The organism is Oscillibacter sp. CU971 (assembly GCF_905219725.1).
Lineage (GTDB): Bacteria > Bacillota > Clostridia > Oscillospirales > Oscillospiraceae > Oscillibacter.
This window is the reverse complement of sequence record NZ_CAJMXG010000209.1, coordinates 1-5,202: the sequence shown is the minus strand read 5'-3', so window position 1 is coordinate 5,202 and position 5,202 is coordinate 1. Positions and strand designations below refer to the sequence as shown.

General features: G+C 64.3%; 6 protein-coding genes and 2 pseudogenes. 5 read left to right on the top strand and 3 right to left on the bottom strand.

All coding sequences use genetic code 11. From position 1 onward, the window contains the following. Positions 1–514, bottom strand: a 514-nt coding sequence (locus JX325_RS12480) for an SLOG family protein (protein WP_204791440.1), incomplete at its 3' end; no start/stop codon positions are given. A gap of 130 nt (positions 515–644) precedes the next feature. Between JX325_RS12480 and JX325_RS12475 the strand changes: the two genes are divergently transcribed. Beyond that, positions 645–965 carry a helix-turn-helix domain-containing protein gene (locus JX325_RS12475; RefSeq protein ID WP_016317002.1) on the top strand — a complete coding sequence of 107 codons (321 nt, stop codon included), beginning with the start codon at positions 645–647 and terminating at the stop codon, positions 963–965. A gap of 97 nt (positions 966–1,062) precedes the next feature. On the opposite strand, the pseudogene JX325_RS12470 reads toward JX325_RS12475, so the two are convergent. Further along, positions 1,063–1,182, bottom strand: a pseudogene (locus JX325_RS12470) (sporulation transcriptional regulator SpoIIID); the annotation flags it as partial. A 139-nt stretch (positions 1,183–1,321) separates the two neighbouring features. Here JX325_RS12470 and JX325_RS12465 point away from each other — a divergent pair. The 4 genes from JX325_RS12465 to JX325_RS12450 all read left to right on the top strand — a co-directional run bounded on the left by JX325_RS12465 (position 1,322) and on the right by JX325_RS12450 (position 4,648). Continuing rightward, on the top strand, positions 1,322–2,470 hold the full coding sequence (locus tag JX325_RS12465; RefSeq protein ID WP_204791438.1) for an aldo/keto reductase: 1,149 nt from the start codon (positions 1,322–1,324) through the stop codon (positions 2,468–2,470). Between the two features lie 8 nt (positions 2,471–2,478). After that, on the top strand, positions 2,479–2,895 hold the full coding sequence (locus tag JX325_RS12460; protein ID WP_204791437.1) for a DUF3842 family protein: 417 nt from the start codon (positions 2,479–2,481) through the stop codon (positions 2,893–2,895). Continuing rightward, positions 2,892–3,956: a uridine kinase gene (locus tag JX325_RS12455; RefSeq protein WP_204791436.1), complete on the top strand. Its 1,065-nt coding sequence runs from the start codon at positions 2,892–2,894 to the stop codon at positions 3,954–3,956. Before JX325_RS12460 ends, JX325_RS12455 begins: the two co-directional genes overlap by 4 nt. Before the next feature lie 119 nt (positions 3,957–4,075). Further along, the gene (locus JX325_RS12450; protein WP_204791435.1) at positions 4,076–4,648 is read left to right on the top strand and encodes an ECF transporter S component; all 573 of its coding nucleotides are present in this window, start codon (positions 4,076–4,078) and stop codon (positions 4,646–4,648) included. A gap of 10 nt (positions 4,649–4,658) precedes the next feature. Here JX325_RS12450 and JX325_RS12445 read toward each other — a convergent pair. Next, positions 4,659–5,202: pseudogene (locus JX325_RS12445) on the bottom strand (PLP-dependent aminotransferase family protein); the annotation flags it as partial.

Here is a 5,202-nt window from a genome sequence, read left to right as displayed (position 1 = left end):
CGGTGACTTCAAGCGTGATCGGGTTAAGGATGATGATTCCTCTACCTAGCTTCCGAGCGTATCGGACAGTAGCCGCAGTACCGCCGCGCCGCTCCCCATTGTAGACCGCTAGCAGTACCCCAGCAGCCTCTACCAGCCGATGGTTCCGGTCGAGCATACAGCCATCGTAATACTCACGGCTCATGTACTCTATCGAATCGGCTTGCTTCAAGATTGAATGATACCTCTCCTGTGCTGAATCACTCCACTTGTCCGCCTGTCCTTCATGGGGCAGGATCAGATGGAGTCTCAGTGCAGGATTGTTTTTTCTCAGCTCCAGGACAATCAACGAGGCCCAGCAGTCTACCCCATCAGCTCCACCACTGTAGAAGTCCGTCACCCCGGCATCGACTAGCTGTGTGATCTGCCTCACTAACGCCGCTTTCAATGCCGAGCAGCGGCTATCAGATTCGTTGTACCGCCACGGCAGTTTGTGTGGCCGATGACCTGTGAAGGCACAGCAGCTATCCAGCATAGGGGAACACCTCCGCTAAGAGTTACACCTAATTATACTCCATGCGTCGAGTTTTGTCCATAACGTTCTGGATTTAACACGTCTAGTTCGCTCATAATATGGATGAAACATCGACGTAGGAGGGATAGCGATGGACTTCAAGCAGGGAGGACAAGCGATACAGCGTATACGCAAGGAGCGAGGCATGACCCAGGAGCAGCTTGCGGAGATAACGGATGTGGCCTCCAACTCGATCTCACGGATTGAACGTGGGTTACTGATGCCAGCCCTGCCTACCTTGATTGACATCTGCAACGCCCTTGGAACCGGAGCTGATGCCATCCTGTCAGCCTATGTTACGGTGGATACTCCCATTCGATGGACACCTCTGGCGGAGAAGCTGGGAGGGCTGGACTTGGAGAAGCAGCATAAGATTGAGGCTATACTTGATTGCTTGATCGAGACGATTTAGAATGATAGGAAATAGCATAACAAGGCCAGCACCCACAATCAGGTGCTGGCCTTACTGCTCTACTTGACGATCCATATTAACCGTTCTATTTTACTCCATCCATATGCACCGTCGATTTGCTGATGCCGAACCTCTGGGCGGCGGCCCGGACCGTGGACCGGTTCTCTATGATGTAAAGAGCCAGGCGCTCCGCCCGCTCCTCCATATTTCCCTTCAAAACATCCTCACTCCCTGCCTCTTGTTGGTCCATCCTATGCGCCGCGCCGCCGGGAAATGCGAAAAACTTCTTGACATGGAGCGGGCTCCACATGTTATGCTGGGAGACGGACAAGTGAGAAAACAAGGAGGAACAGAATATGCGATATCGTACGTTGGGCCGGAGCGGCCTCCGGGTGGGGGAGATCGGCGTGGGCTGCGAGGGCTTTTTGGAAAAGACCCCGGAGCAGGTGCGGGAATGGCTGGACGTGTGCGAGGCGGCGGGGATCAACTGCATCGACCTCTACGCGCCCAACCCGGACTTTCGTTCCAATCTGGGCCGGGCGCTCCGGGGGCGGCGGGAGAAGTTCGTTCTCCAGGCCCATCTCTGCACCATCTGGAAGGACGGGCAGTACAAGCGGACCCGGGACGCCGCGGAGGTCCGGGAGGGCTTCGCGGACCAGCTCCGGCGGCTGGAGACGGACCATGTGGAAATCGGCATGATTCACTACGTGGATTCCCTGGCGGACTGGGAGACGGTGAAAACCGGCCCGGTGATGGCCTATGCCCTGGAATTAAAGGCGGCGGGGACCATCGGCTGCGTCGGCCTTTCCAGCCACAATCCCCAGGCGGCCCTGGCGGCGGTGAGGTCCGGGCTTATCGATGTGCTGATGTTCAGCGTGAATCCCTGTTATGACCTTCAGCCCGCTTCCGAGGATGTGGAGGAGCTCTGGGCGCCCAAGAACTACGCCGCGCCCCTTTTGAACATGGACCCGGAGCGGCAGGAGCTCTACGAGACCTGCCAGCGGCTGGAGGTGGGAATCACCGTCATGAAGGCCTTCGGCGGCGGGGACCTGCTCAGCGATTCCCTCTCCCCGGCGGGGAAGGCCCTGACGGCCTTCCAGTGCCTCCAATACGCCCTGGACCGGCCCGGCGTGGGCTGCGTCATGTCCGGGGCCCGGAGCCTGGAGGATCTGAAAAAGAGCGTCGCCTTTGAGGAGGCCCCGGAGGCGGAGCGGGACTATGCCGCCGCCCTGGCGGAGCTGCCCAAGATCAGCTGGAAGGGCCACTGCATGTACTGCGGCCACTGCGCCCCCTGCCCCCAGGGCATCGCTGTGGCGGACGTGACGAAATTCCTGAACCTCTCCCTGGCCCAGGGCGCTGTCCCCGAGACGGTCCGGGAGCACTACGCCGCCCTTCCCCACGGGGCGGGGGAGTGCGTCCGGTGCGGGGCCTGTGAGAAGCGCTGTCCCTTCGCCGTGCCCGTTATGGAGAACATGGCGAAGGCGGCGGAGCTGTTCGGGAGGTGAGGGGCCGGATGCGCACGGTTTTGATACTGGACGGCCAGGGCGGCGGCGTGGGGAGCCGGCTGGTGAAGCTGCTGAAGCCCCGCCTGAGCGGGGACTGCCGCCTCCTCTGCGTGGGAACCAACGTGGCGGCCACCGCCGCCATGCTGAAGGCCGGGGCCGCCCAGGGGGCCACGGGGGAGAACGCCGTGGTCTACAACGCCGCCCGGGCGGACGTCATCCTGGGGCCCATCGGCGTGGTGCTGGCCAACGGCATTTTGGGGGAGGTGTCCCCCGCCATGGCCGCCGCCGTCTCCGGGTCCGGGGCGGTGAAGATTCTGATTCCCTCCTCCTCCTGCGGCGTGTATGTGGCGGGAGTGGAGGAGTGCCGCCTGGAGGAGTACCTCCGCCGGGCGGCGGAGCTGGCGGTCCGGGAGCTGGGCCTATGAGCGGCGGCTTTTTGGAGACTGCCCGGGCGCACTGGGCGAAATACCCCCGGATGGAGCCCCGGGACTTCGCCAAGCTGGCCTATCAGAGCGAGTTTGGCCCCGCCCACATGGCCCAGGGCCCGGACAGGGTGCTGGCGGCCCTGCTGGCGGAGCGGAAGGAGGCGGGGCCGGAGCCCCTGCCCCCGGAGCCCATCGGGGGCGGCCTCTGCCGCTTCCATATCACCCAGGCCCTGTCTTCCCTGTGGGAGCTGCCGCTGATTGGGCGGATGTTCGCCCGGACTGCGGGCCTGACGGAGGGCACGGAGGCGGGCCTCTTCGAAAAGCTGGAGGCGCTGGCGGCTCTTCCGGTCCCCGGCCTGCCGGACTATCTGGAGAGCTGGCGGCGGGAGGGCTGTCCGCCGGTGCGCCACAGCGAGGCGTTCCGAAACGCCTACAACCCCCACTACCGGGTTTTGCGGCTGGACTGCGCCCGGTACCTCCCGGCGCTGCTTCCCCTGGAAAAGCTGGCCCGGGACACCCCGGAGCGGCGGAAGGGCCCGGCCCTCATTGCCATAGACGGCCGCTGCGGCAGCGGGAAGACGGGCTTTGCCGCCCTGGCGGCGGGGGTGCTGCCCTGCTCGGCCGATGTGGTGCACATGGATGACTTCTACCTCCCGCCGGATAAGCGGGGGACGGATTGGATGGAGGTCCCCGCCGGGAACATGGATCTGGAGCGGTTGAAAAAGGAAGTGCTGTCCTCCCTTGACCGGGACGGCGGCACGGCCTACCGGCCCTATGACTGCCGGGCGGGCCGCTTGAAGGAAGCGGTGGAGCTGTGGGAGCCCCTGACCCTTGTGGAGGGCACGTATTCCCAGCACCCGGCCCTGGCAAAGTACTACGATTATAAAATCTTCCTCACCTGTGAGCGGGAGGAGCAGACCCGCCGCCTCCGGGCCCGGGAGGGGGAGTATTTTCCCACCTTCGACCGGGTGTGGCGGACGCTGGAGGAGCGGTATTTTGCCGCGTGCGGCACGGAGGGGGCCGCCGATCTGGTGGTGGATACCACAGGATTTTTCGATTGAAAAAAAGGGGCTTGGCAAGCGCCGGGCCCCTGTGGTATACTGGTCGGGAAGCAACCCGCCGCCAGGAAGGCGGCGGACTGTCAGAAGACGGGAAAACTGATTTGCAAGGAGTTTTTCCCATGAACGAAACCAAGACCCAGCGACCCGTCCAAACCCTGGCCATGGCCGCCATGCTGATGGCCGTGGGCTTCGTCCTGCCCTTCTTTACCGGGCAGATCCCCCAGATCGNAAAGATGCTCTGCCCCCTGCACCTGCCCGTGCTGCTGTGCGGCCTCCTCTGCGGCTGGAAGTACGGCCTGGCCGTGGGCTTCGTCCTGCCCCTGCTGCGCAGCGCCACCCTGGGGATGCCCCCCATGTTTACTGCCGTCGCCATGGCCTTCGAGCTGGCGGCTTACGGCTTCCTGGCGGGCTTCCTCTATGCCCGGTCCCGCTGGCAGTGCGTGATCTCCCTGTACCGCTGCCTGATTGCCGCCATGATCGGCGGGCGGATTGTCTGGGCCGCGGCCCAGGTGATCCTCTCCGGCGTGTCCGGCCAGGCGTTCACCTGGCAGATGTTCCTCTCCGGCGCGNTTCTCACCGCCATCCCCGGCATTATCCTTCAGCTGGTGTTCATCCCCGCGGTGATGGTGGCTTTGGACCGGACCGCGCTGGTCCGCTTCCGCAAAAGCGGGGAGACGGTTCCGGCGGCCTAAGCCGCCCGGATCAGCGGGAGGTCAGGAAGACCTCCGCCAGCATGGACTCCATTTGGTCCAGCCGCGCCGCGTCCAGCCCCGCGTAATTGACCACCAGCGTATGGTCATAGGCGGGATTGGGAACGGCGGCGTATTCCGACAAAAACCCAAGACGCACCCCCAGGCCCTCCGCCCGACGGCGGAGGGCCTCGTCGTCCTCCTCCGTCTTCAGCCGGAGGAGGAAGTGGAGCCCCGCCCCCCGGTCGGTGAGGGAGGCGGCGAAGGGGCATTGCCGGAAACGCTCCAGCACCGCCTCCCGGAGGAGGCGGTATTTTTTCCGGGTCCGGGAGAGGTGCTGCTCATACCCGCCGCCGCCCAGGAACCGGGCCAGCACCTGCTGCTCCAGGGCGGGAACGGTGGAGGCGTAAAAGCCCAGCTCCCGGCGGCAGCGCTCCAGCAGCCGGGGCGGCAGGACCATGAAGCCCACCCGCATGGAGGGGGAGATGGTCTGGGAGAAGGTGTTCATGTAAACCACCCGCCCCCGGCTGCTGGAGCGCTGCCGCCGGGAGCTGGGC

Excerpts from the sequence above, each read along its gene's own strand:
- JX325_RS12455 (WP_204791436.1), top strand. The coding sequence starts at position 2,892 with ATGAGCGGCGGCTTTTTGGAGACTGCCCGGGCGCACTGGGCGAAATAC.
- JX325_RS12465 (WP_204791438.1), top strand. The coding sequence starts at position 1,322 with ATGCGATATCGTACGTTGGGCCGGAGCGGCCTCCGGGTGGGGGAGATC.
- JX325_RS12475 (WP_016317002.1), top strand. The coding sequence starts at position 645 with ATGGACTTCAAGCAGGGAGGACAAGCGATACAGCGTATACGCAAGGAG.
- JX325_RS12460 (WP_204791437.1), top strand. The coding sequence starts at position 2,479 with ATGCGCACGGTTTTGATACTGGACGGCCAGGGCGGCGGCGTGGGGAGC.